Raw genomic sequence first — 18,911 nt, 5'->3', positions numbered from 1 at the left:
TAAGTTCCTTTAACGTGAAAAAAGTGTTTTAGCAAACTAAGATTGCTTAACTTATATTCCTAGTTTATTCCTCTATCCATTGATCAGCCATGTTTTATTTTTCGCCAAAACTGGATTTTTTTTATTCCTATTTTTTATGGTCAAGTTTAGTACATTTTTACCATATAAATATAATCGAAAAACCTAGCAGACAATACAAAATATTATCCATTAAATTTCAACTCCTTTTTTCTTACAATAAAAGGTAACAAAGTTAAGTTGCTAGTTACTAGGTAAAAATTATGATAGAGACTCATGTTCTTAACCCATCTGTTACAGAGATTTATTCCACTACTCAACCGATTGAAACCGCTCATAAATCTCCGCAAATGCTCCAAGAATTATTAACTTCAGCCGTTGTACAGCTTGAAACAGAACTGCAAGATAAGCTAGAAAAACTGCTATCTAAACAGGAGTATCAATTGTTAAAAATTGGGGAGAATATTAATAGCTTGACACAGGAATTGGAGCAAGCAATTTCTGAATTTCTCCAAATTTCCCAACAAGCAAATAAAACCTATAGTTCTCTACAGTTTTTGGGTCAATTTGTTGAACAAAAACCTAATAACTCACCCAATAAAGGAAGCCAAGATACCGTTAGAGTGGTTTATAGTCATGCCGCCAAATTACCGCTTCCTGTGGTAGAAAAATATGGCTTAGGGTTTATCCTAAAATATAAAACGGTTGATTTATCCCAACTAGGTATTACCCTTTCACTCTCTCGTCAATCTCCGTCTCTTCCTGCCATCAAACAGGGATAATTTAAGCACTACTAAGGTGGGCATTGCCCACCTCAATCATGATTATGTAAGGTGTAAAGTTTAAATACTTAGAACCTAAAACCTAAAACTCAGCCATCATTTAAGCTACTTGAGTTTGATATTTTTCTCGCCAACGTTTAGGAGATACTTTATGTAACTGACTAAAGCGACGGGAAAAATAATAGGGGTCAGTAAACCCAACGGTGGCGGCAATTTTGGTAATTGACTCATGGGTTTTCAGTAACAAGGATCGGGCTTCTAGCATTCTTCGTTCCACAATCCAATGAATAATCGTTTTGTCGGTGCGACGCTTAACTAAATTGGTTAAATAAGCAGGAGAATAACCAGCCGCTCCAGCCACATCATTGAGGGTAATCGGTTGACTATAATTTGCCTCAATAAACTCAAAAACGGGTTTTAATTGAGAACTATTAGGGTAGAAAGAAGCCAAAGAATCAAAGAAATTCGGTTGCGGGGTAGAAGAAGGCTGTATCAACGATTGAGGAGCTTGTTTTGAGTTAACAGAAGGATGAATTCTGCAAGCGTAGCCATCTTTTTCAGATTCTAGAAAATTTAAGGAACGAGCTACTATGCTTATATAATCTTGATCTCCATATTTGAGAAGGTTAACCGTAATATCGAGGGATTGATGATCCCCATAATAAGGATGGTGTGTGATCAAACGTCCAAAACCTCGACGTTGAATTAATTTCCAGTATCTAGACCAATCTGAGTTTAAAAAATCTTGAGCAGCTTCTTCTATAGTCAAATTAGATAACTGTTCTCTGGAATATCCCAATAAAGCACAAGCCGCATCATTGTAATGCTTAATCCGTCCTTGGAAATCGATCCACAACACAGATTCAGGGATTTGATTGATTAAATATTGAATAACAGATATGGATTCAGCTATTTCTTGCTGAGGGACGGAATTAAGAAAGTTAGTCGTAGAATGAGAGAAGTTAAGGGAGTTAAGAGGGTTAAAGTTTGGAGTTAAAAGCATGATACTGTTCCTATAATTTCCAAAATAGATGGCGGATAATTTTTTGACCACAAAAGATAGTTTTCACTCCATCACAAACAAAACTGATTTCCTGATCTTCTTAATTCTTGATAAGGAAATTACAGCACTTGGCTGATCGCTCAAGTACAACTACTAGGGTTGAAGTCCTTATACAGTAAGCCTTTCGGTGATTGCATGGGATGTTCCGTCTCGGAAAGCGCTGTATTGAGCTTGTCTTTGATCTACAAGCGGAGATGCGTCTTTCCGCAAATTTTTAAAACCCACATTCCGCACTTCAAATTATAGTAAGTAGTCATGCAAGGCGTTGCTGATTTGAGATATGAATCTTCTTGGGCGGAATTTCTTAAAACCTAGACGCGAACTAACTTTTGCATCGGTGTCATCAACGCCCTATTTTACGTCCTCTGTAGGTAATGCGCGTGGCGGTGGCTGCCCCAGGACTACCCGCCTGACGGGACAGTATAAGCTGCCCGCGCATTTAAATTGCTTGTTGAGATGAGGCACTCTTGCACTCTTGCACTCTTGCAAGAGGCAAAAGTAAAGGGATTAGGGGAGATTTAGCTAATCTAAGGATAGGCGGTTAAGATGCGTCTTAGCTTACTACTACTTGAGAAAGTGGACTCAAGACGGAACATGGTTGAAAATCCATGACTGTCTCCAGGATTACGTCAGGACGATGGAAGGTCATCTAACGGCGGCGAGCGCGGGAGTTTTAGACAGCCAATCGGTCAAAACCGCCACGATGATTAATCAAGAGGTGGGTTATGATGCGGGGAAACGGATTAAAGGAAGAAAGAGATTCACATTAGTCGATACCTTCGGGCTGTTAATCGCAGTCAAAGTCGTCTTCTGCCAAAGATTCTCCATTTTGCTGAGGACTTTCCTATTTTAAACTAGATATAAGTGGGTGGGTGGAATTAAATATAAGATGAACGTAGGTTGGGTTGAAGCATGAAACCCAACGCCCGATTATGTTACGCTACCGCTAACCCATCCTACAAATAATTGTGCCTCCCTACTTAGATGATGTCTAGATAGATTGAACTTAAAAAAACTTAATCATCAAATCTAAAATTAATCTATCTAAATCTCTAATCTTCAGCAATTTAGAAGTATGCTGATCAGCAAAAACCACAAAAGGTTTTTCATAATCTCTCTATTTTGAATTAGGAAAAAACTCATGTCTATGCGTCATTTTGCTTTATTGCTTGGGCTAACTACCGCTGGAACAGCCACTTTATTAGCTCCCCTTCCCACTCGTGCTGCTAGTTGTGAAACAGGTGATTTATTTGATTTTAGTTCCATCCAATTTATTGCAACTCGGCCTATTGCTTCTAATAACTGTTTGCGGTTATTTGGAAAACGAACAGACCCGACTCCTCAAGGATTTGTGGGCTATGGCGCCGGTCACACTGAAACCGCTTTAAATTCACCCGGAAATCCAGCCCCCTATTATGCTGCGGGGATTGATTTTAGTCCCGAAAATTTGGTTAATCCTTTAGGAGCAACCCGAGCCGCCACATTGTTAAATAATATTACAGGATTTTCTAACTTTGCGACTTTCCTCACCAATAACAGTATTAATGTCGATCGTATTGGGTTTAGTTTTGGTCCTAAAAACGGGGATTTTACCAAGAGTTGGAATTTAGGAAATGATATTAATGGAGAGAACTATTTTTCCTCTCCTACGTCTTCTCTAGAAGAACGCATTTATGCCGCTAATCCTAAGGAAGTGGAAAGCTTTTTATTGTTGGACAACACTAAAATTCTTAGCTTTGGTTATAGCGATATTTATTCATTCTTAGAATATGGCGCAACCACCGCTCCTGATGATGACTCTGAAGCGATTATTAGTGATCCCTTTAGTGTTTCTAAGGTAGCTGGCCTGCTCGGAGAATTTGACGGATTAGCCAATGCTTTCTTAGTCGATGTGGGTTCTAATAAAGTACAATTAGTCAGTGAAGATGCCGCCGTTGTCCCAGATGACGTTTTTATCGATCCCTCAATTGGCCCATTAAATCCCGTGGTTTCTATTCAATTTCCCCTGCAACTGAGAATTGTTTCGACTCCTGAACCTTCTGTTACCCTTGGCTTAATGAGTTTAGGCATTATTGCCGTAGGGTGTCGTTTGAAAAATAAAATTCGGAAAGAATAGGACAGCAGTTGTAGATAAGCTGAGACCCATCCCCGTCTTCACGTTAAATTCTTTAATGAATAGACTTATGCCAGATAACCATCCTATGTCACCTCCTATGTCGGAATATCCCCTAAAAATCACTGCCACCTCTTCTGAACCTCAAAAACAATCAAAACGCCGTTTCCAAGGGGTTCGGCGATGGTATCTTGGGGGACTTTTATTGTTAGGAGTTGGTTATGGGATTGGGTCAATGAGTCAACCAACTCAACCAATCGCCCCTTCGGTTGCCGAAAATGAACATCTTCTCCCCGTTGAAATTGACCGGCTAGTACAGGTCAATGCTTATCAACAGTCTCGAACTTACACTGGGGAAATTGTCGCTCAAAATACCAGTGATTTAGGGTTTGAACGAGGAGGAACAATGACTCAACTGCTGGTGACAGAAGGACAATGGGTGAATCAAGGAACGCCCCTTGCTCGTTTAGATGACCGTCAATTAATCGCCCAAACACAAGACTTATTAGCCCAAAAACAACAGGCTTTAGCACAATTAAAGGAAATGGAGGCGGGTTCTCGTGCTGAAACGATTGCCGCAGCCCAAGCAAATTTGGCTCAAGAAAAAGCTCAACTACAAGAGATGGAAGTGGGACCTCGTCCTGAAACCATTGCGGCAGCCCAAGCGCGTTTGAAAACCCTGCAAGCACAATTAGCTTTGGCTCGTAGTAAACAGGAGCGACGACAGAATCTTTATACGCAAGGGGCTATTTCTCGTGAACAGTTTGACGAAGTGGTCACAGATATGGATAGTCAACAGGCAAGGGTTAATGAAGCCCAGAGCCAATTAGATGAGCTATTAGCAGGAACACGCCCTGAAATCTTAACTCAACAGCGAGCAAGGATTAAACAGGCTCAAAGTCAACTGGATGAGTTGTTAGCAGGGACTCGCAGGGAAGTGATTGAAGCCCAAAAAGCAGCTATTAAACAGCTAGATAGTCGTTTAGCTAGTATTGAACTTGATTTAGAAAAGACCGTTCTTAAAGCCCCTTTTTCGGGCAAAATTCAAAAACGTTATCTCGATCAAGGAACGGCGGTACAAGCGGGTCAAGGGGTGGTGCGTTTGGTACAATTAGACGGCGTTAAAGCCCATATTGGTGTTCCTACGTCCCTGACTTCTGAGATTAAGATCGGACAATCACAAACCCTAAAAATTGACCAAAAATCTTATTCAGCGACCGTTAAGGCAATTTTACCTGAACTAGATGCTGCCAGTCGTACCGTGACGGTGGTTTTTCAAGTTAAAGGAGCAGGAAGTAGCGGCGAGGCTACCTCACCGCTGCTAACCACTGGACAAATTGTCACCTGGAAATGGCAACAAAACATTAATACTTCGGGTTATTGGCTACCTAGTACCGCTCTTGTTAAGGGAATTCGAGGATTATGGTCGATTTATGTCCTAGGAGATGGGAATGCAGCCCAAGGATTTGTCGTAGAACGTCGGGATGTGGAGGTTTTATACACCGATGGGGAGCGAGTTCTCGTGCGAGGAACATTAGACGGAACCGAAAAAGTGATTACTAATGGCACAAATCGCATTATTTCGGGGCAAAAGGTAAAAATCAGTAAACAGTAAACAGTGAGCAGAACGTAGGTTGGGTTGAAGCATGAAACCCAACGCCCGATTATGTTACGCTACCGCTAACCCATCCGACAAATAATTGTGCCTCCCTACTTAGGGTTTGCTGAATAAATCTAAAAACCTTGTTGGGTAAGACTTTTAGACTTTTGGGAAATCAAAAAGTACCAGATCTGGGAGTGATCGCGGAGAAAATTCCTGGACTTTTTCCCTGAAAATTAGGTAATTGACCACCTGAAAATGGGTAAAACCCTACACCCCACACCCTACACCCCACACCCTGCCCCCAGGAAAAACTTTTTGCCGCAAACCCTACTTATTACTTATTACTTTCTCCCCCGAACTTCATAATTCTCAATTCTTAATTCATCATTCTCCTATGTCTTCCATCTTTTATAAAAACGTCCGATTATTAGTTTTAACTATTTTGGCGATCGCCGTTTGGGGCTTATCTTCCTTTTTCAGTTTACCTCGTATGGAAGATCCCGAATTAACCCCTCGTTTTGCGGTCATTAACACCCAATTTCCAGGCGCAACCCCTGAACGAGTAGAAACGCTAGTTACTGATAAATTAGAACAAGCTTTACTAGAAGTCGAAGAAATTCAAAATATTGATTCTACCTCTCAGCTTGGCTTCTCCAGCATTACCATTGAATTAAATGACCAAATTACCGATGTTGATCCCGTTTGGTCACAAATTCGTGATAAAGTCAATGATGCTGTTTCTCAATTACCATCGGGAACTTCTCTCCCTGAATTTGAAGAATCAAAACCCAAAGCCAACGCCTTAATTGTTGCTTTAACTTGGCAATTATCAAGCCCTCCGAATTATGGCATTTTGAGCCGTTGGGCGCAAGAATTAGAAGATGATTTACGGTTAATTGAAGGAACAGAAAAAGTTGAATTATTTGGCAATCCTACGGAGGAAATTCGAGTTGAAGTTGCTCCCCAACAATTAACCCATTTAGGATTAACCATACAGTCCCTATCTCAACAAATCTTAGAAAGTGATGCCAAAGTTGCTGCCGGCCAATTACGAAGCGAACAAAGTAACTTATTGCTGGAAATTGAAGGAGAATTAGATTCTTTAGACCGTTTAAATCGTTTATCAATTAAATCAGGTTCGTCTAGTCAAGTAGTGCGATTAGGTGATATTGCAAATATTAGTAAAGGAATTGAAGATCCCCCCAGAGAAGTCGCGATGATTAAGGGAAAACGGGCGATCGCAATTACTGCTTTTGTGGAATCTGATAGACGCTTAGATTCTTGGATGACAGTCGCCAAGGCTAAGTTAGAAAGATTTGAAAAAAACCTTCCTCAAGGAATTGGCCTACACATTATCTTTAATCAAAGTCGTTATGTGCAGCAACAACTGGACTCGGTTTTATCAAACCTGATCATGGGGGCTGTCTTAGTTTTTGGGATCACCTTTGTGATCATGGGCTGGAAATCATCTTTAATCGTGGGAACATCCCTTCCTTTATCAGTTTTGATGGTTTTTGGCAGTATGAAGGTGTTAGGCATTCCCCTACATCAAATTTCGGTGACAGGGTTAATTATCGCTTTGGGATTATTAATTGATAATGCGATTATTGTGGTTGATGAGGTGCAAATGGCTTTAAAAGAAGAAGAAGGTATATCACCGCTCAAAGCCGTTGCTACTACCGTACATCATATTTTTATTCCCTTACTCGCTTCTACCTTTACCAGTGTTATCGCTTTTTTGCCCATTGCTACCGCTTCAGGAGCAACTGGAGAATTTACGGGAACGATTGGAGTAACCGTAATTTTAGCCCTAATTAGCTCGTTTATTCTATCTGTCACCGTGATTCCTGCCTTAGCGGGAAGATTACATCATTGGCAACCAACCCCCACAAATGGATATTGGTGGCAAAGCGGATTTACCCATTCTCGTTTAACCTATCTTTATAAGTGGAGTTTAGATCGCACTTTTCAACGTCCCTTATTAGCGATCGCCCTTATTCTTATTCTTCCCTTATGGGGTTTTATGAGCTTTCCTACCCTACAACAACAGTTTTTCCCCCCCACCGATCGCGAACAATTTCATTTAACCTTTGAATTACCCATCAGTGCGTCTTTACCCGAAACCCAGTCTCAAGTGATGCAAGCCCGAAAGTTAATCTTACAGCATCCTGAAATTCAAGACGTTCAATGGTTTATTGGGAAAAGTGCGCCCTCTTTTTACTACAATGTCTTACAAAATCGAGAACAATCTCCTAATTATGCTCAAGGAATTGTTCAACTTCAGAAAAACGTCAAGTCGGGTGCGTTAATTCGCACCTTACAGCAAGAATTAGATCAAGCCTTTCCCCAAGCGCAAATTATTGTCCGACAATTAGAACAGGGTCCTCCTTTTGATGCACCGATTGAATTACGCTTATATGGGTCAGATTTAGCCCAATTACAGGCTTTAGGCGATCAAGTTCGCGCCGAATTAGCTAAAACCCCTGATATTATCCATACTCGCGCCACTTTAAGCGAAAGTTTGCCCAAATTAGCTGTCAATCTTAATGAAGAAAAGCTACGTTTAGCAGGGTTAGATAAAAGAGCCGTTGCTCGTCAATTAGACACCAGTTTAGAGGGAACAGTCGGAGGCTCGATTTTAGAAGGAACAAAAGAACTACCTGTGAGAGTTCGGACTTCTAATAGTCAACGGAGCAATCTAGCTGAAATTAGCTCATTAAACCTCTTATCTTCAGGAAATTCTGCAACTTCATCGACAATTGTTCCCTTATCAGCGGTGGGAAATGTGGAAATTGTCCCCGATATTGTTGCTATTTCACGTCGTAATGGCCAAAGGATGAATACCATACAGGGTTTTATTCCGGCTGGTGTATTACCGGAACAAGTACTCTCTGAGTTTGAAAAACGATTAGAAATGAGTAATTTTCAGTTACCCTATGGTTATTCATGGGATTTTGGCGGAGAACAAGGAGAACGTCAGGATGCTTTAAGTAATTTGATTGCAACTCTTGGGGTTTTAGCGATCGTTATGGTGGCCAGTTTAGTCCTCACTTTTAATTCTTTCCGTATGGCAAGTATTATTATTCTTGTTGCGATTTTATCCTTAGGACTAGGCTTAGGATCATTGGCCTTGTTTAATTATCCTTTTGGGTTTACAGCGATTTTAGGGATCATTGGACTGTTAGGAATCTGTGTTAATGATTCAATCGTAATTCTTGACGCTTTGCGTCATGATGCTCAAGCCAGCCTTGGTTCACGTCGAGCAACTCGAAATGTGGTTATGCGAGCTACTCGTCATGTGGTAGCAACCACCTTAACCACGATTATCGGGTTTATCCCTTTATTATTTGATCCCAGTGGTTTTTGGCCACCTCTTGCGATTAGTATTGTTGGTGGGTTAGGTGGCGCCACTTTAATAGCGTTATATTTTGTTCCTTCCGTATATCTACTCTTAGGTCGTAAAAACCTTACACAGAGTGCTAAACCGCAGTAACGGTATGATTATCGCAGTCATTTTGTCCTGCCATCAAGAGTGAGGAAGAGTCTTAACTCATCGTCCGCTCATTTTTGGGAGCAAGATGGGGTCGAAGAGGTGGAAAGGCGTTGTCAAATTGAAAGATGATCCGAATCAGCACCGGAACTGAAATTACTTTGATAGCAAGGATTGCATTGCATCTTTCATATTCTGATCTGACAACGCCAACTACTGAGCGTTCGACAAAAGCTCACGCCGAAGTCTCACACCGAAGTCTCACGCCGAGGTCCGAACGGGTGTGGGGTTTTAAGCTAAGAGGCATTTTAATCGCCTATCCGATTAGCTGAATCTCTCCCCATCCCTTTACTGTTGCCTCTTGTTTCATCTAAACAAGCAATTTAACTGCGCGGGCAGCCCTGGATCTTACCTAAAATGTCGAATGAATGCCCCCGCTAGATTTTTCGACAAGATACTCACCTTTGCGGGGGATGAAATCCGACCAGAATATCAATGACCCTGAGCGAAGCCGAAGGGTCAACCCCAGAGCATCGGTTTAATTCCACCATCTGTGGGTAAACTCTGTTATCGAAAAAATCGGGTCTAAAACCTCGCCTTAAGGCGAAAAGTTTTGGGAGCGGGGCATAAATCCCCGTTACAAAAACGGCCGACCGCCCCCTGCCTTCGTTAATGATGTCTGCCATCCCCAAGCTCAAATTATCTGGCAATTAGCGATTAATTAGGCTACTATAACTAATATCCCCCCCCATTGGCCTCGATTTAGAACTGGCTTTTATCCGTCCCCACCTTATCATCGATTTTTTTCCAGAATCTTATGTCTGAAACTATCACTCCCGCCATTAGCGATCGCATCTGTAAACACAGGAACAAAGATCACGGTGATGCCGTGCTTTTCTACTTAGGTCTATCGGCGGTATTATTAAGCTTACATCTACCGGCAGCGGCGCAAAATTGTCGGCCACTTTCTCTATTAGGCGGTGAAGGTAGTGAAGTTACGAAAACTGTCTCACAACCCACTGTTCCAGGTCCTTTCGGTGTCACGATAACTCGTAATAATTGGAATACCGATTGGGCAGTTCCGGGGGGTAGAAGTTTTCAGAGGTTTATCGTTACGGTTTCTGTCCCCCAGGCTGCTTCCTTTGATATCCGGCTGTTTCTCAAGTATAGCGATCAAACTAACGAGGAATTTTTTAATACTAATGGAGTACGAATCGAACCCGATAAACCCTTAACAATTACTGCCACAGTACGGGCAAATGATCAACCTTTTCTAGTCAATCTTTTTGTCAATGGTATTCAGCACATTGGTAATACCTACACCGCTTCTGTTGTCGGTTGTGAACGATAAAATATATAGGGTGTACTGAAAAAGTTTGTTGGTGGGGACAGAGTGTGGGGTTTTAAGCTAAGAGGCATTTTAACCCCCTATCCTTAGATTAGCTGAGTCTCTCCCATCCCTTTACTGTTGCCTCTTGTCTCATCTCAACAGGCAATTTAACTGCACGGGCGGCCCCGGGATCTGACTCTCTACCCCGATTGACCATAAGTGGGACAATTAGAGCAATGCACAATTAAGGATTTTTGTCAAGAAAATAATATTAAACTTATTATTGATACCTGCCATCCTCACGCCCAAATTATCTGGCAATTAGCGATTAATTACGCTACCCTAGCTAATATCCCCCCATTTGAACTGGCTTTTATCCGTCCCCACCTTATTATCGATTTTTTTCGGGAATATTATGTCTGAAACTATCACTCCCGCCATTAGCGATCGCATCTGTAAACACATGAACAAAGATCACGGTGAGGCCGTGCTTTTCTACGCTCAAGTTTACGGTAATATTACCGATGCAGAAACCGCTCAAATGCTCTCCATCGATCCCGAAGGCATGGATTTAGCCGTAGAAAAATTAGGGGAGAGTCAAACAATTAGAATACCTTTTGAGCGCACCCTAGAATCAGCCAAGGATGCCCATAATATCCTCGTTGAGATGCTAAAAGTTAATCAAACCACCCCTTGACAAAGCCCGATTTTGCGACTATCACCGAAAAAGACCAACCTAGAGAATTAGCCCATGAATCAGGTTAACAGTACGGGAATAAAAATACCCAAGTCTGGCTGGCGTTTACTGCCTTTTTTAGTCTTGGGTGTGCTAGTTTTTGCCTTTAATTCCTCCCTAGAATTAAATTATCTAGTTAAGGGTTATATTACTCTCTTGGAATTACAGACAGGCATCGTGGTTTTATACTTTCTTTTGGCTAAATTAGGGAAATCTCAAAAATTATGAGAAATAGAACTATAGCGGCTTTACTAGCCTTTTTTCTCGGTTATCTTGGCATCCATAAGTTTTATCTAGGGGAGAATTTGGCAGGTATTTTTTATCTACTTTTCTTCTGGACTTTTATCCCCGGCATCATTGCTTTTTTTGAATTTATTGGTTTAATCATCATGTCCGATCAAGCTTTTGATGCTAAATACAATCCTAACTATCTCCCCAGCAGTAGAGAGCGAGGACTGCCAGAATCAGCCCAGCAAAAAACCGCTACTTTACTCCAGCTTAAAAAGCTTTACGATCAGGGAATTATTACTGCTGAAGAATACGAAGAAAAACGCAGAAAATATTTAGATTCTCTTTGAAAAAATATGTCTAATCTCTCTCCTCGTCCTCCCGAATCTTCTGAGTGGATCTGGCTGTCCTTAGTCCCAGTTTTTGGTGGGCTTGCCATTGCTAATGCTGGCAAAAAAACCAATAACCAAAGTTGGTTATCCGTCGGCATTGCCTTGACAATTATCTCCCTTATTTTCCTTACACAAGAGTCTTTTATCGTAATTTGGTTTGCCCAAATCGGACTGGGTTTATACATCCGTCAACAGCTTAATTCCCATCCAATAGCTTCGGCAAATAGAACCAATTCTAGACAGTCATTCTCTCCTCTCGAAAAAATTGATATTAACAGTTGTTCCACCAACGATCTGGTTTATAAATTAGGGTTGCCGATTGTCTATGCCAATGATATCGTTTCTGTCCGTAACGAAGGACATATTTTTACCCATTTAGAAGAATTACACTTCCTAGCTGGTTTACCAGAAAATTATCTGAAAAAATTAGAACCTTTAGTTATCTTTGCCTACGATATTCGCCAAGAAGTTGACGTTTCTTGGCGTTGTTTAAACTACTACTCCGTTGCGGAATTAGTCAATCTTGGTCTTGACTTTTCCGTGGCTGATAAAATTGTCGCCGAAAGAGAAAAAAACGGTGTCTATCGTTCGGCCATTGAAGTGAGAAACCGTACAGGTATTCCCTTAAAATCCTATCAGCAATTGCTCTAATTCGCTTTATTCGGCTCTTCTGGTTTCTGTGTGGAAACGAGGTCTATACTGATAGTTTATTTAACCAAATAGTCCTAAAAGTCTTTCCCAGTAAACATTTCACGATTTCATAAGCAAAAATTATCACACAAAGTCGAGAAGAGCCTTTATTCTAGTTATAGTTTGCTGAATAAATCTAAAAACCTTGTTGGATAAGGCTTTTAGACTTTTTTTCTTTCAAAAAGTGCCGACCATTAGAGTGATCGGGGGTAAAATTCAGGGACTTTTTCCCTGAATTTTAGGTAACTGACTACCTCAAAATCGGTAAAACCCTACACCCCACACCCCACACCCCACACCCTGCCCCCACCAACAAACTTTTTCAGCAGACCCTAGTTAGAGCTTGAATTGCTTTTCTATCAAAGACACGATCCAACTTCTAGGTAAAAAACGGGGCAGATTGACGATAATTTTATTAGCCAATTTACCGGCTACCACGTTGGGGCGTTTGTTTGCCAAGGCAGTTAAAGCCTCTTGTACCACCACTTCCGCCGAATCTAACCGGCCGTTTTTGCCCATAAAGGCACTGGGAAATCGGGCTACCTCAAAAAAATTCGATTCCGTCGGACCGGGGCAAAGAGCGAGGATTTTAACGCCTTTGTCTTTATTTTCTGCCCAGAGAGACTCGCTAAAGCTGAGGACAAAGGCTTTTGTCGCCGCATAGACGGAAAGATAGGGCAGCGGTTGAAACCCGGCAATGGAAGCAACATTGATAATTGCCCCCCCAGTGCCGGCAAGCATGGGACGGAGAAAATAGTGGCTTAATTCCACCAATACCAGATTATTTAACTGGATCATTTCTAACTGTCGGGCTAAATCCCGCTCGCTAAAAGCGCCATAATCACCAAAACCAGCATTATTTACCAGTAAATCGACGTTGATTCCTTTTTGGTTCACCGTATCATATACCAACTTTCCCGCCCCAGCAACGGTCAGATCTTGAACGATAACTGTCACTTTTACCCCGTATTGTTCCCCCAATTCCGCCGCTAATTGTTCTAGTTTATCTCTGGATCTAGCGACTAAAATTAGCTCCATTTGCCGTTGGGCAAGTTGACGGGCAAAGACGACGCCGATACCGGTGGAAGCACCGGTAATGAGGGCTGTTTTCATAGAAGATCAATCAAAAATAGCTTTTTTGCTGGAATTGTACCACAATTACCCTTCCATTTACAGTTCTTAACTTGGCGGGGAAGGCATTTTTTCAACTCAGAATATATGTTAGGCTAGAAATAGAACAAAGGTCGAGGGAGGTGCAGAAATGACAGTTATAAGCTTCACTGATCAAGATATTGCCAAGTATACCGCCGCTGATATTGCTTCTTTGGCCGAACGACTAGAAAAAGATGAGTATAGTAACCCCTTCGAGGCTTTGCGGGATTGGCATCTGTTGCGAGCGATCGCTTTTCAAAGGCAGGAATTAGCCGAACCTTATCTTTATCTGTTGGATCTAGAAGCCTACGATGAGGCTTAAAGTGGCTTAGTTAAACAAAACTTAACACAAATTACTGGGGGTGTGAGACTAGCACACCCATTATTTTTGATTATGATATTCTCCGGCTGAAAAAAGCCCCTAGCTTTTTGCCCCTTCTTTCCCTACTATCAATAACAAAGTATTTTTAGGCGATCGACTAAATTATGGGCAAACAATACAACGTTTATGGGATCGGTAACGCGCTCGTCGATATGGAATTTCAAGTCTCTCCTGAATTACTGCAAGAATTAGGCATCGATAAAGGAGTGATGACGCTGGTGGACGAAAATCGTCAAACCCAGTTGATGGAAAAATTGGCTCTTGATTGTAAACGCAGCGGTGGCGGCTCGGCGGCGAATACCCTAGTAGCGATCGCTCAGTTGGGGGGTAGAGGTTTCTATTCCTGTAAAGTGGGCAATGACGAATTAGGTAAGTTTTATCTGCAAGATCTGCGCGCCTGTGGTTTGCATACCAATGAACACGGCGGCGAAAAAGAGGTGGGAATCACGGGAAAATGTCTAGTTTTCGTCACTCCCGATGCCGATCGCACCATGAATACTTTTCTCGGCATCACCGGGGAAATTTCCGAACGAGAATTAGTCCCTTCAGCGATCGTTAATGCCGATTATCTCTATCTCGAAGGTTATCTCGTCACCTCTCCCACTGCCAAAGCTGCCGCTATTAAAGGGCGAGAAATTGCTCAGGCTGCTGGAGTCAAAACCGCTTTATCCCTGTCGGATCCCAATATGGCGATCTTCTTCCGGGAGGGATTACTGGAAATGATCGGAACGGGGTTAGATTTCGTTTTCGCTAATGAGTCGGAAGCTTTGACTATTTCTGGCAGCGAGGAAATCGAGTCAGCGATCGCCTATTTTAAAACCATTGCTAAAGGATTCGCTATCACCCGGGGTGCCAATGGTTCTTTGATCTATGATGGCGAAAATCTCCTGGAAATTGACCCCCATCCCGTACAGGCGATCGATACCGTCGGTGCGGGGGATATGTACGCGGGGGCTTTTCTCTACGGTATTACCCACGGTATGGGTTACAAAGGAGCGGGAAATCTCGCTTCTCTAGCGGCTGCCCGGGTGGTTTCTACTTTTGGGGCGCGTTTACAAACCGAGGAAATTCAATCCCTGCGCGATTTGATCGTTTTGGGATAGGTTTTGTCAGTGATCAGCTTTCAGTCATCGGGAGTCAGGTTTTTTCTCCCTGCTCCCTGCTCATAGTCTTAACGAGTAATTTAGATAGTCATACTAAATCCTGTTTAAAAGGTATGGAAGAGTGGGAAGAAGGGAGCGGGTTTTTCAAGTTGGATTGGGGGTTAATCATGCTATTAAAAACCGATTCAGTATAACGTTTCCGTTCACCCGCCGCTAGTAACTTCTCGGACTCAACAAAGAGACTGAATACGGTCGGTGTGCAACGGTTAGACATCAGACACTAATGGTAAACGACGAATACGAATACGGCTTGGCTCAACCGTAATGGCTGATCCTTGTTCCAAATCCTCCTCGCACTCAGCGATTACTGTCAACAAAAGATTCGTAAGTGCTTGGGCGCGTAATCTTTCAACCCGAATGCGAATGACTGAAGGAGTCTTCGCCACATCAAGTGCCAGCAATGTATGGAAATCCGCATCGAGAGTAGCAACAACCCGTCCCTCGTCTCTAGCCCTTTGGATAATGTCTGAGTCTTCAGCTTCAGACATCCCTATTTCACCAACATGAATAGTGTCGATCCCAGCATCACATAATAAAGTTGCCGCAGAAAGCGGTAGTCCCTGATCAAGCAACAGCTTCATAGCGATTAGGAAGTTCAATGATGCGATCATCCAAGTAGGAAGAGGCAAAAATTAGGGCTTGTCGAATATCTTCATCCTCCAGTTCCGGAAACTCTTGATGTAATTCTGCTCGATCGGGATAAGTTGCCAGTAGCTCAATCACTCGACGAACCGTAAGGCGAAGGTTACGGATGCAGGGTTGCCCATTCATACGGTTTGGATTGCTCGTAATACGATCTAGTTTCATTAGAGTAATTCTATTTCTTCATGATCATTTTAACCTTTAGCGGGGGTAAGCAATGCCTGAAAAACATCCTCCACATATCCATTCTCCGTCATCAGATAAACCGTCACCCATACTATCTTTATATCACGCCCAAAAGCCTGTTAGCCAGATTAGCCCACACCGCACTTAAACCCACAGCTTCAATCAATGGGCATGGTGCGTTCCCTAAAATCTATTAGTGGAGCAGTAAGAGCCACATTAGGGAACGCACCCTACGGCGATAGCGATCGCGTGCTGCTACACAGTGCCTTCGGCATCGCACTGGTTAAACAACAAGCTACCAATTGAATTATTGTATGATGGTTTTCCAGTTCAGTGTCTTTACCTTGGTTCAATCTTCGTGAGTCAATCGTTTGCCTTTTATATGGATGAGAGTGGTAGTCCCAAGCCGAATCCCAAGGACTCGGCTAGCTACTTCGCTGTTGGGGGAGTATTAATTCAGCACAATGATGAAAGTAGCATTTGTTTACAAATTGCGGACTTTAAAAAACGTTGGGGAATTGACGAAAGTGTTCCTCTACATGGCAACGAAATTCGGAGTCGAAAGAAAAACTTTGCTTGGCTAGGACTCAGGTCGGAAGATGAGCAAAATCAGTTCTTGCAGGACTTGACAGCTACGATTGTTCAGTGTCCTATTATCGTTCATGGATGTGTTGTTTCTCGAAAGGGTTATCTAGCTCGGTATCTTGAACGATATGGTAGCAACACATGGGAGATGATGAAGAGTGCGTTCTCAATTTTGTTAGAGCGTGTCAGCAAGTATGTCGTCCTTCAGGGTGGAGAAGTTATGGTTTACTTTGAAAAAGCCGGTAGAAGCGAAGACAAACTCATAACCAGTTACTTTAATGACTTGAGAGATTCGGGAGTCCCCTTCAGCGCTGAAACATCAACCAAATATGCACCACTAACATCTAACCAAATGCAGCGGGTTCTCACTGGTATCGAGGCTAAGTCTAAACATAACCCTCTCCTGCAAATCGCTGACCTGTGCTTGTATCCTGTAGCAAAATCTAAAGATCAGCCTCAAAATCGAGCATTTCAGGAGCTGATCCAGTCCCAGAAGTTAGTTGATACAGTTTTAACATCTGATAATCTTGAAAAAATGGGGATAAAGTATTATTGTTTCGACAATTCGCTTTAAAACACTAAAACCGCCACCTCAGTTTTGGTGCGGTTTGGTGCGGCAGTCATACGACTACCCCTGAGCCGAGCTCCATTTATATACTACCCAACCAGATAGATTTAGTCAAGCGTTTTGCATTTCTTAATCTTTTGAGTAAGTCTAGCGGTAAAGTTGAGCCGCCGCAGACAAATTTTAACTTTTTAGGACTTACGCATTGACAGGATCGACCAAATATGAGGTATGGGTTTCGGGCATTTTAACGTGATTTTTTGATGACTTTTGAGCGATCGCTATCGATCAGAAGTTAATCGCCAAAAGTCTGAAACGACGGATTTTCGTTTATACACATCATGGTGAATTTGTACAGTGCGTAAGTCCTATTTTGCAGATCGCTTTTTAGTAGTCGGCTCCAACGCAGTGTTAGACGGCACTTACTTTACGGATTTCTACGCTGCCTTCTTCAAACACTTGAACCGTGAGTTGATAGCCTTCCATTAATGACATTCCCACTAGAGGTTCGGAATCAGCTTCATCAATTGGGATAGTCAGATAATCTCCATCCCAAATTACGAGAGCTTCATAGACATTAAAAACGCATTCGCTACCATCACCAAGAATAGCACGTCCTCGTCTTTTCCATTTCAGGTTTAGCTGATCGATTAGGTCTGGTGGCAATGAAAGCCAACCATTAAAACCTGTATCAACGATCGCATCTTGCGCGTAAATATTTCCTTCAGAGTCACATATCGAAAGTGAAATAATCGCCTCAAAATCCGCGTTAACGATTCCTGCGATCATACTAATCTCTTTGTCCGTCCACCAAATCGGCGAACATAGCGAGAACCGACTCGAACAATCCAGATTTGAGCATCTGGGTGACGGGCTTCGAGTCTATTGCAAGCAGATATTTCACGCGCATCAATTTCAAAGTCGCCAGTTTCAAGGTCAATTGCTACAATTTTGCCCTGATTACCCAATTCGACTTGTGGACGTATTTGAGTTTGATAAATCAGATCGCCACGCTGGGCAAATTCTTCTTTGCTATAGCGGGGTTGTCGAACTGTCATAGGATTGATCTTGTTGCAACTTTTGCCCCTCTATTTTAACCTAAACATCGGGAATCTTCGCTAACATTCCCCAACTGGGCCCACAAGAGCGGCATCGCACTTAAACCCACAGTTTCAATCAATGGGCATGGTGCGTTCCCCAAAATCGATCAGTGAAGCAGTAGGACTTGCATTAGGGAACGCACCCTACAAGATCGGCGATCGCTGCGGTTAGAGTAAGCTTTAGCTGTGTGGCGACCCCAGGCGGGTTATGCTGCGGGTTTATTGCTGAAATCCTTGCTGGACAAGTCCCATCAGTGGTGGTATTTCCTCGAGCATCCTCAAGTCTCTCCCGATCATAACCGAGCCGAGCGTTCTCTGCGTTTGGGAGTAACTAAGCGCAAGATAGCTGGTGGTTCTCGCTCCTTCAGTGGCTTTGTCGATACTGCCCGTTTATTGACCGTGATTCAGTCTTGTCGCGCCCAAGGCCGTTCGGTTTTAACTTTCTTCCGTCAGGCTTTGGCCTCTGTCCATCACCCCTTGAATACGGTTGTCTCTCTTATCCCCACTGCTGATTTTTCTCTCTTTGTCAACCCCTAGACCTGAATAGTTACAACCCACATTCCGCACCCTAAGCTGTCACAGAGAGAAATTACGGAGAGAAAAAATCAAAGTGAGCATAAAAATAAACATAAGGAGCGAAAAAAGGCATTTGAGAAACAGTAAAGCACCAAAAATGGCATCAAAACCTATT

The 18,911-nt window shown here is 42.5% G+C and carries 21 protein-coding genes and 1 pseudogene; 16 read left to right on the top strand and 6 right to left on the bottom strand.

All coding sequences use genetic code 11. From position 1 onward, the window contains the following. Nucleotides 1-281 precede the first annotated feature (281 nt). On the top strand, nt 282-800 hold the full coding sequence (locus O9290_RS00975; protein ID WP_045359185.1) for a hypothetical protein: 519 nt from the start codon (nt 282-284) through the stop codon (nt 798-800). 100 nt (nt 801-900) lie between these two features. Here O9290_RS00975 and O9290_RS00970 read toward each other — a convergent pair whose 3' ends face one another. Beyond that, a complete protein-coding gene (locus tag O9290_RS00970; protein WP_002761903.1) occupies nt 901-1,803 on the bottom strand; it encodes a helix-turn-helix domain-containing protein in 903 nt (300 codons plus the stop codon). Between the two features lie 628 nt (nt 1,804-2,431). On the opposite strand from O9290_RS00970, the gene O9290_RS28390 reads away from it, so the two are divergent. The 10 genes from O9290_RS28390 (at nt 2,432) to O9290_RS00920 (ending at nt 12,406) form a co-directional block, all read left to right on the top strand. Next, on the top strand, nt 2,432-2,716 hold the full coding sequence (locus O9290_RS28390; protein WP_190357383.1) for a transposase: 285 nt from the start codon (nt 2,432-2,434) through the stop codon (nt 2,714-2,716). Nucleotides 2,717-3,004: 288 nt separating this feature from the next. Continuing rightward, the gene (locus O9290_RS00960) at nt 3,005-3,979 is read left to right on the top strand and encodes a hypothetical protein (protein WP_052277686.1); all 975 of its coding nucleotides are present in this window, start codon (nt 3,005-3,007) and stop codon (nt 3,977-3,979) included. A gap of 55 nt (nt 3,980-4,034) precedes the next feature. Continuing rightward, a complete protein-coding gene (locus O9290_RS00955; protein WP_288056336.1) occupies nt 4,035-5,591 on the top strand; it encodes an efflux RND transporter periplasmic adaptor subunit in 1,557 nt (518 codons plus the stop codon). A 382-nt stretch (nt 5,592-5,973) separates the two neighbouring features. After that, nucleotides 5,974-9,072 (top strand): efflux RND transporter permease subunit, encoded by a 3,099-nt coding sequence (locus O9290_RS00950; protein ID WP_002761896.1) that lies wholly within the window; start codon nt 5,974-5,976, stop codon nt 9,070-9,072. Nucleotides 9,073-9,886: 814 nt separating this feature from the next. After that, nucleotides 9,887-10,420 (top strand): hypothetical protein, encoded by a 534-nt coding sequence (locus O9290_RS00945; RefSeq protein WP_002761892.1) that lies wholly within the window; start codon nt 9,887-9,889, stop codon nt 10,418-10,420. Between the two features lie 198 nt (nt 10,421-10,618). Beyond that, complete coding sequence (locus tag O9290_RS00940) at nt 10,619-10,822, top strand: precorrin-6A/cobalt-precorrin-6A reductase (protein ID WP_288056338.1); 204 nt, start codon at nt 10,619-10,621, stop codon at nt 10,820-10,822. Beyond that, entirely contained in the window at nt 10,815-11,096 is a 282-nt protein-coding gene (locus O9290_RS00935) for a DUF2470 domain-containing protein (RefSeq protein ID WP_002761888.1), read from the top strand. The genes O9290_RS00940 and O9290_RS00935 overlap by 8 nt, the downstream gene beginning before the upstream one ends. Before the next feature lie 54 nt (nt 11,097-11,150). Continuing rightward, nucleotides 11,151-11,363: a hypothetical protein gene (locus O9290_RS00930; RefSeq protein ID WP_002761887.1), complete on the top strand. Its 213-nt coding sequence runs from the start codon at nt 11,151-11,153 to the stop codon at nt 11,361-11,363. After that, a complete protein-coding gene (locus tag O9290_RS00925; RefSeq protein WP_045357333.1) occupies nt 11,360-11,713 on the top strand; it encodes an NINE protein in 354 nt (117 codons plus the stop codon). Before O9290_RS00930 ends, O9290_RS00925 begins: the two co-directional genes overlap by 4 nt. Nucleotides 11,714-11,719: 6 nt before the next feature. Beyond that, a complete protein-coding gene (locus tag O9290_RS00920) occupies nt 11,720-12,406 on the top strand; it encodes a helix-hairpin-helix domain-containing protein (protein ID WP_288056340.1) in 687 nt (228 codons plus the stop codon). 375 nt (nt 12,407-12,781) lie between these two features. Here the strand turns inward: O9290_RS00920 and O9290_RS00915 are convergent, their stop codons facing one another. Then, nucleotides 12,782-13,558 (bottom strand): SDR family NAD(P)-dependent oxidoreductase, encoded by a 777-nt coding sequence (locus O9290_RS00915; RefSeq protein ID WP_272104770.1) that lies wholly within the window; start codon nt 13,556-13,558, stop codon nt 12,782-12,784. A 148-nt stretch (nt 13,559-13,706) separates the two neighbouring features. On the opposite strand from O9290_RS00915, the gene isiD reads away from it, so the two are divergent. Together isiD and O9290_RS00905 are read left to right on the top strand one after the other, a co-directional pair. Continuing rightward, the gene (gene isiD / locus O9290_RS00910) at nt 13,707-13,919 is read left to right on the top strand and encodes a protein IsiD (RefSeq protein WP_002732311.1); all 213 of its coding nucleotides are present in this window, start codon (nt 13,707-13,709) and stop codon (nt 13,917-13,919) included. 164 nt (nt 13,920-14,083) lie between these two features. Beyond that, nucleotides 14,084-15,082, top strand: coding sequence for an adenosine kinase (locus tag O9290_RS00905; protein WP_002761882.1), 999 nt, complete (start codon nt 14,084-14,086; stop codon nt 15,080-15,082). A 266-nt stretch (nt 15,083-15,348) separates the two neighbouring features. Here the strand turns inward: O9290_RS00905 and O9290_RS00900 are convergent, their stop codons facing one another. After that, nucleotides 15,349-15,723: a DUF5615 family PIN-like protein gene (locus O9290_RS00900; RefSeq protein WP_147069385.1), complete on the bottom strand. Its 375-nt coding sequence runs from the start codon at nt 15,721-15,723 to the stop codon at nt 15,349-15,351. Next, complete coding sequence (locus tag O9290_RS00895) at nt 15,707-15,949, bottom strand: DUF433 domain-containing protein (RefSeq protein ID WP_002761871.1); 243 nt, start codon at nt 15,947-15,949, stop codon at nt 15,707-15,709. Before O9290_RS00895 ends, O9290_RS00900 begins: the two co-directional genes overlap by 17 nt. Nucleotides 15,950-16,141: 192 nt before the next feature. On the opposite strand from O9290_RS00895, the gene O9290_RS00890 reads away from it, so the two are divergent. Further along, on the top strand, nt 16,142-16,276 hold the full coding sequence (locus O9290_RS00890) for a hypothetical protein (RefSeq protein ID WP_261779425.1): 135 nt from the start codon (nt 16,142-16,144) through the stop codon (nt 16,274-16,276). A 52-nt stretch (nt 16,277-16,328) separates the two neighbouring features. Next, complete coding sequence (locus O9290_RS00885; protein WP_261779426.1) at nt 16,329-17,129, top strand: DUF3800 domain-containing protein; 801 nt, start codon at nt 16,329-16,331, stop codon at nt 17,127-17,129. Nucleotides 17,130-17,531: 402 nt separating this feature from the next. Here O9290_RS00885 and O9290_RS00880 read toward each other — a convergent pair whose 3' ends face one another. Together O9290_RS00880 and O9290_RS00875 are read right to left on the bottom strand one after the other, a co-directional pair. After that, on the bottom strand, nt 17,532-17,909 hold the full coding sequence (locus O9290_RS00880) for a clan AA aspartic protease (RefSeq protein ID WP_072927885.1): 378 nt from the start codon (nt 17,907-17,909) through the stop codon (nt 17,532-17,534). Continuing rightward, nucleotides 17,906-18,178 (bottom strand): hypothetical protein, encoded by a 273-nt coding sequence (locus O9290_RS00875; protein ID WP_002757090.1) that lies wholly within the window; start codon nt 18,176-18,178, stop codon nt 17,906-17,908. The genes O9290_RS00880 and O9290_RS00875 overlap by 4 nt, the downstream gene beginning before the upstream one ends. A gap of 231 nt (nt 18,179-18,409) precedes the next feature. Here O9290_RS00875 and O9290_RS00870 point away from each other — a divergent pair. Then, nucleotides 18,410-18,757: pseudogene (locus O9290_RS00870) on the top strand (IS66 family transposase); the annotation flags it as partial. Nucleotides 18,758-18,911: the final 154 nt, after the last annotated feature.

The sequence above is a fragment of the Microcystis sp. LE19-41.2A genome, assembly GCF_027530405.1.
In the GTDB taxonomy this organism is placed as follows: domain Bacteria; phylum Cyanobacteriota; class Cyanobacteriia; order Cyanobacteriales; family Microcystaceae; genus Microcystis; species Microcystis aeruginosa.
The sequence above is the reverse complement of the archived record's forward strand: the minus strand, read 5'-3'. Positions and strand labels throughout refer to the sequence as shown.

Bases quoted from the DNA above. Each gene is read 5' to 3' on its own strand.
- O9290_RS00975 (WP_045359185.1), top strand. From the start codon at position 282: ATGATAGAGACTCATGTTCTTAACCCATCTGTTACAGAGATTTATTCC.
- O9290_RS00970 (WP_002761903.1), bottom strand. From the start codon at position 1,803: ATGCTTTTAACTCCAAACTTTAACCCTCTTAACTCCCTTAACTTCTCT.
- O9290_RS00960 (WP_052277686.1), top strand. From the start codon at position 3,005: ATGTCTATGCGTCATTTTGCTTTATTGCTTGGGCTAACTACCGCTGGA.
- O9290_RS00955 (WP_288056336.1), top strand. From the start codon at position 4,035: ATGAATAGACTTATGCCAGATAACCATCCTATGTCACCTCCTATGTCG.
- O9290_RS00950 (WP_002761896.1), top strand. From the start codon at position 5,974: ATGTCTTCCATCTTTTATAAAAACGTCCGATTATTAGTTTTAACTATT.
- O9290_RS00945 (WP_002761892.1), top strand. From the start codon at position 9,887: ATGTCTGAAACTATCACTCCCGCCATTAGCGATCGCATCTGTAAACAC.
- O9290_RS00935 (WP_002761888.1), top strand. From the start codon at position 10,815: ATGTCTGAAACTATCACTCCCGCCATTAGCGATCGCATCTGTAAACAC.
- O9290_RS00930 (WP_002761887.1), top strand. From the start codon at position 11,151: ATGAATCAGGTTAACAGTACGGGAATAAAAATACCCAAGTCTGGCTGG.
- O9290_RS00925 (WP_045357333.1), top strand. From the start codon at position 11,360: ATGAGAAATAGAACTATAGCGGCTTTACTAGCCTTTTTTCTCGGTTAT.
- O9290_RS00920 (WP_288056340.1), top strand. From the start codon at position 11,720: ATGTCTAATCTCTCTCCTCGTCCTCCCGAATCTTCTGAGTGGATCTGG.
- O9290_RS00915 (WP_272104770.1), bottom strand. From the start codon at position 13,558: ATGAAAACAGCCCTCATTACCGGTGCTTCCACCGGTATCGGCGTCGTC.
- isiD (WP_002732311.1), top strand. From the start codon at position 13,707: ATGACAGTTATAAGCTTCACTGATCAAGATATTGCCAAGTATACCGCC.
- O9290_RS00905 (WP_002761882.1), top strand. From the start codon at position 14,084: ATGGGCAAACAATACAACGTTTATGGGATCGGTAACGCGCTCGTCGAT.
- O9290_RS00900 (WP_147069385.1), bottom strand. From the start codon at position 15,723: ATGAAGCTGTTGCTTGATCAGGGACTACCGCTTTCTGCGGCAACTTTA.
- O9290_RS00895 (WP_002761871.1), bottom strand. From the start codon at position 15,949: ATGAAACTAGATCGTATTACGAGCAATCCAAACCGTATGAATGGGCAA.
- O9290_RS00890 (WP_261779425.1), top strand. From the start codon at position 16,142: ATGGTGCGTTCCCTAAAATCTATTAGTGGAGCAGTAAGAGCCACATTA.
- O9290_RS00880 (WP_072927885.1), bottom strand. From the start codon at position 17,909: ATGATCGCAGGAATCGTTAACGCGGATTTTGAGGCGATTATTTCACTT.
- O9290_RS00875 (WP_002757090.1), bottom strand. From the start codon at position 18,178: ATGACAGTTCGACAACCCCGCTATAGCAAAGAAGAATTTGCCCAGCGT.